The sequence below is a fragment of the Streptomyces prasinopilosus genome, from assembly GCF_001419695.1.
Taxonomy (GTDB): domain Bacteria; phylum Actinomycetota; class Actinomycetes; order Streptomycetales; family Streptomycetaceae; genus Streptomyces; species Streptomyces prasinopilosus.
In genome coordinates, this window is sequence record NZ_LIRG01000020.1 from 1 (window position 1) to 4,870 (window position 4,870).

Annotated in this window: 3 protein-coding genes; all 3 read right to left on the reverse strand. The window is 71.8% G+C overall.

Translation table 11 applies throughout. The features are described from left to right. Positions 1–28: 28 nt before the first annotated feature. From AOK18_RS01415 to tatC, 3 genes are read right to left on the reverse strand one after another with little or no spacing between them, the layout of a single operon-like run. Entirely contained in the window at positions 29–2,884 is a 2,856-nt protein-coding gene (locus AOK18_RS01415; RefSeq protein ID WP_055573684.1) for a DEAD/DEAH box helicase, read from the reverse strand. Between the two features lie 60 nt (positions 2,885–2,944). Continuing rightward, positions 2,945–3,835, reverse strand: coding sequence for a diacylglycerol kinase (locus tag AOK18_RS01420; protein ID WP_055573683.1), 891 nt, complete (start codon positions 3,833–3,835; stop codon positions 2,945–2,947). Between the two features lie 30 nt (positions 3,836–3,865). After that, positions 3,866–4,816, reverse strand: a complete 951-nt coding sequence (gene tatC / locus AOK18_RS01425) for a twin-arginine translocase subunit TatC (protein WP_055693063.1) — start codon at positions 4,814–4,816, stop codon at positions 3,866–3,868. Positions 4,817–4,870: the final 54 nt, after the last annotated feature.

Below are 4,870 nucleotides of genomic sequence, written 5' to 3' on the forward strand. Positions count from 1 at the left end.
CTCCGTGGGCTGACCGGCCCCGGGCCGGTCAGCCCACGGAGGAGTAGGCCACCACCCCGCGCAGCAGTCCGTCCACCGCCTTGCGGGCGTTCTTCGCGACGGTGGAGCCCTCCACCGCCGGTGCCGCGGCCGCGATCTGGCCGAGCACGTCGATGACCTGCTTGCACCAGCGCACGAAGTCCCCCGCCGGCATGTCCACCTCGCGCAGCACCTCGTCGAGGCCCTTGCCTGACGCCCACATGTAGGCCGCCCAGGCGAAGCCGAGGTCGGGTTCGCGCTGGCCCACGCCCTCGGTCTGGGTGATGCGGAAGTCCTCCTCCAGGGCGTCCAGCCGCCCCCAGATGCGGACCATCTCGCCGAGCGCGGCCTTCGCCCCGCCGGAGGGCACCTTGGGCATCGCCGCGTCGTCGCTGACCCGGGCCTCATACACCAGCGCCGAGACGCAGGCGGCGAGTTCGGCCGGGTTCAGCCGCTCCCAGACGCCCTCGCGCAGGCATTCACTGGCCAGCAGGTCGAGTTCGCCGTACAGCCGGGCGAGCCGCTTGCCGTGTGCGGTGACCTCGTCGCCGCGCAGGTAGTCCAGCTCGGTCAGCAGGGCGACGATGCGGTCGAAGGTGCGGGCGATGGTGTTCGTCCGGCCCTCGATGCGCCGCTCCAGCTGCTTGGTGTCCCGCCGCAGCCGGTGGTAGCGCTCGGCCCAGCGGGCGTGGTCCTCGCGGTCGTCGCAGCCGTGGCACGGGTGGGCCCGGATCGCCTTGCGCAGCCGGGCGATCTCCCGGTCGTCGGCCGCCTGGGAACGCCGCTTGCGGTGCCGATCCGGCTCGATGTGCCCGGCCTTGGTCCGCAGCGCGGAGGCCAGGTCGCGGCGGGACTGCGGCGAGCGCGCGTTGAACGACTTCGGGATCCGCATCCGCTCCAGTGCCTCGACGGGCATCGGGAAGTCGATCGACGCCAGCCGCTTGACCTGCCGCTCCGCGGTCAGCACCAGGGGGCGCGGCCCGTCGTGGTACTCGACGCCGCGGTGTCCGCCCGCACGGCCCGCGGGCAGCCCCGGGTCCAGCACCAGGGCCAGCCCGGCGTACTTGCCGGCGGGTACGTGGATGATGTCGCCGGGCTTGAGCTTCTCCAGGGCGACGGCCGACTCGGCGCGCCGCTGCGCCGCGCCCTGGCGGGCCAGCTCCGTCTCCCGGTCCTTCAGGTCGCGGCGCAGCTTCGCGTACTCCTCGAAGTCCCCGAGGTGGCAGGTCATGGAGGCCTGGTAGCCCTCGAGGCCCTCCTCGTTGCGCTGCACCTGCCGTGAGATGCCGACCACCGAACGGTCCGCCTGGAACTGGGCGAACGACGTCTCCAGCAGCTCGCGCGAGCGGTGCCGGCCGAACTGCTCGACGAGGTTGACCGCCATGTTGTACGACGGCCTGAAGCTGGAGCGCAGCGGATAGGTGCGGGTGCCGGCCAGCCCCGCGAGGTGCTCGGGGTTCATGCCGCGCTGCCACAGCACGACCGCGTGGCCCTCGACGTCGATGCCGCGCCGGCCGGCCCGGCCGGTCAGCTGGGTGTACTCGCCGGGGGTGATGTCGGCGTGCTGCTCGCCGTTCCACTTGACCAGCTTCTCCAGCACCACCGAGCGGGCGGGCATGTTGATGCCCAGGGCGAGGGTCTCGGTCGCGAAGACCGCCTTGACCAGGCCGCGGACGAACAGCTCCTCGACGACCTCCTTGAACGTCGGCAGCATGCCCGCGTGGTGGGCCGCGATGCCGCGCTCCAGCCCCTCCAGCCACTCGTAGTAGCCGAGGACGTGCAGGTCCTCGGTGGGGATGGAGGCGGTGCGTTCCTCGACGAGGGCGCGGACCTCCTCCCTCGCCTGGTCGTCGTTGAGCCGCAGCCCCGCGTACAGGCACTGCTGGACGGCCGCCTCGCAGGCGGCGCGGCTGAAGATGAAGGTGATGGCGGGCAGCAGGCCCTGGGCGTCGAGCCGCTCGATGACCTCGGGCCGGCCCGGTGTCCAGACCCGCGTGCGCTGTCTGCGCTCCCGCTCCCGGTCCGCCTCCCGCATGTTCCGGCCGCGGCGCCTGTCGCCCCACGAGGGGCGGGTCGCCTCCATCCGGGCCATCCGCGTGAGGTCGGGGTTGACGGCCTTCTTCCGGCCCTCACCCTCCTCGAACAGGTCGTAGATCCGGCGTCCGGCGAGGACGTGCTGGAACAGCGGCACGGGCCGGTGCTCGGAGACGATGACCTCGGTGTGGCCGCGGACGGTGTCCAGCCAGTCGCCGAACTCCTCCGCGTTCGACACCGTCGCCGAGAGGGAGACCAGGGTCACCGACTCGGGGAGGTGGATGATCACTTCCTCCCAGACGGCGCCCCGGAAGCGGTCGGAGAGGTAGTGCACCTCGTCCATGACCACGTATCCGAGGCCGAGCAGCGTCTGCGAGCCCGCGTACAGCATGTTCCGCAGCACCTCGGTGGTCATCACGACCACGGGGGCGCCGGAGTTGACGCTGTTGTCACCGGTGAGCAGGCCGACCTTGTCGCTGCCGTAGCGGCGGCACAGGTCGGCGTACTTCTGGTTCGACAGCGCCTTGATGGGCGTCGTGTAGAAACACTTCTTGCCCTGCTGGAGTGCCAGGTGGACGGCGAACTCGCCGACGATCGTCTTGCCCGAGCCGGTGGGCGCGGCCACCAGCACACCCTTCCCCGCTTCGAGCGCCTGGCACGCCTCGATCTGGAAGGGGTCGAGGCCGAAGTCGTACATCTCGCGGAAGGAGGCGAGTGCGGTGGCCTGCTCGGCAGCGCGCCTGCGTGCTGCCGCGTACCGCTCGGCCGGTGAGAGATCCTCTGTCATCGTGCTTTCGAGCGTACCGGGCCGCACCGACAACAGGACGATCATTATGCGGATCCGTCCCCGCCGGCCCCCGGTCCGCCCAGCTCAGGGGCGGTTCCGCCCGGCTCAGGGGCCCACGACCCGCACCGCGCCGCGCACACAGCGCGCGGTCAGCGGCAGGGGTCCGAGCGGTTCCCCGTCCGCGTACCCGGTGACCCCCTCGGCGGCCAGCTCCACCCGCGACGCCCGCAGCACGCTCACCTCGGGCCGCCCGACGTGCGTTCCGCGGTACACGGTAGGAAGGACCCGCAGCAGGGTGGCCCGCCCGCAGGCGCCGACCACCGTGACGTCGAACAGCCCGTCGGTGAGGTCGGCACCCGGGCAGATCCGCATGCCGCCGCCGTACGAGGCCCCGTTGCCGACGGCGACCAGCGTCGCCTCGACCTCGCGGACGTCGCCGCCGTCGAGGGTGATCCGGTACGGGACCGGACGCAGGGCCGCGAGTTCGGCGACCACGGCGAGGTCGTACCTGAAGCGCCCGGCGGGCAGCCGCATCCGGTTGCCGCGGTCGTTGACCCGGGAGTCGAAGCCGGAGGCGAGGACGGTGCCGAACCAGCGGTCGCCCACCCGCCCGAGGTCGATGTCACGCACCCGTCCGCACTTGAGGGCGTCGGCGATCATCCGGCCGGCGGCGGCCGGTTCCCTCAGCGGCATGCCGAGCGAGCGGGCGAAGTCGTTGCCGCTGCCGACGGCGATCAGGCCGAACGGGGTGCCGGTGCCGACGACGGCCCGCAGGGCCAGGTTCGCCATGCCGTCCCCGCCGACGGCCACCAGGGCTCCGGTGCCCCGCTCCACGGCGTCGCGTGCGCGGGTGAGCGCGTCCGCGGCGTCCTCGCCGAGCACGGTCCGCACCGGGAAACCGGCCGCGCGCAACGCGGAGGCGGCCGGCAGCGCCGCCCGGGCGCCCCGGCCGCGTCCCGCGGTGGGGTTGACGAAGAGGGTGATCTCGCTGGTCACCCCGTGACCCTACGAGCCGCGGCCCGGTGTTCAGGTCACGTCGTCATAACCGTTGACCCGGTCCGTGCTCGCCTGCTCGGGCAGGGCCCGCCTGGCCGACACGGGTTCGGCCTCGCCGATGTCCTCGGGGGTGAGGTCGAGGTCGGAGGCCTCGTCGTCGGCGGGGCCCATGGCCTCCAGACGGCGCTTGCGGCGGTCGTTGAGCAGGGAGACGCCGACCGCGCCGAAGTACAGGACCCAGATCGGCCCGGCGAGGGCCATCATGGTCAGCGGGTCGGTGCTCGGCGTGGCCAGGGCCGCGAACAGCGTGATGCCCATGATCATGCCGCGCCACCAGCCGAGCATGCGCTTGCCGGTCAGCGCTCCGGTGAAGTTGAGCATGATCAGCAGCAGCGGCAGCTCGAAGGAGAGCCCGAAGACGATCACCATGCGCGTGACGAGGTCGAGCAGGTCGTCCAGCGGCAGCAGGTTGTCGACGTTGACCGGCGTGAACTCGATGAGCACCTTCGCCGTCGTGGGCAGCACCCGGTAGGCGAAGTAGGCGCCGCCGAGGAAGAGCGGGAAGCCGGTGGCGACGAACGCGTAGGCATACTTCTTCTCGTGCCGGTGCAGGCCGGGGGCGATGAACAACCACAGCTGGTACAGCCAGACCGGCGAGGCCAGCACGACACCGGCCATCAGCGAGACCTTCAGCGCCAGGGTGAACGGCGTGATCAGGCCGTTGATGGTGATCTGCGCGCAGGGGCCCTCGGCACGGGGGGTGGCGGCGAGTTCCTCGAAGGAGTAGCCGCAGCCGACCGACTTGAGCACCGGTTCGGTGAAGAAGTTGATGATGTCGTTGTAGAAGAAGGCCGCGCCGATCGTCACCAGGACGATGGCCAGCAGCGCTTTCGCGAGCCGGTTGCGGAGCTCGCGAAGGTGCTCCGCGAGGGGCATCCGCCCCTCGGGATCCCTCTCCTGCTTGCGGGCAGACTTGGGCAACCCACGTTCCCATCTCGTACGGCGGGCCGGAGGTCCTCCGGCCCGCCGTACGAG

Bases quoted from the DNA above. Each gene is read 5' to 3' on its own strand.
- AOK18_RS01415 (WP_055573684.1), bottom strand. From the start codon at position 2,884: ATGATCGTCCTGTTGTCGGTGCGGCCCGGTACGCTCGAAAGCACGATG.